Raw genomic sequence first — 219 nt, forward strand, 5'->3', positions numbered from 1 at the left:
GGTACAAAATGCGATTAATGGGGTGCTGAACCGCCTGCCTGAAGATGTACAAAGGCAGGGTGTGAATGTGTTCAAGTCGCTGGGCGATACGCATATGGTGATCAGCCTGTATGACGAATCCGGGCGCAGTGACAATATTGCCTTGTCGGACTACCTGATGACACATCTGGAACAGGACATTTCCCGGATTGAAGGCATTGGTGAGGTGGATGTTTTTGG

The 219-nt window shown here is 50.2% G+C and carries 1 protein-coding gene; it reads left to right on the plus strand.

The window, feature by feature from the left end:
* A partial coding sequence (locus B4033_RS11305) for an efflux RND transporter permease subunit (RefSeq protein ID WP_286834091.1) occupies positions 1-219 on the plus strand: 219 nt, incomplete at both ends.

The sequence above is a fragment of the Acinetobacter sp. UBA3132 genome, from assembly GCF_002364825.1.
Taxonomy (GTDB): domain Bacteria; phylum Pseudomonadota; class Gammaproteobacteria; order Pseudomonadales; family Moraxellaceae; genus Acinetobacter; species Acinetobacter schindleri.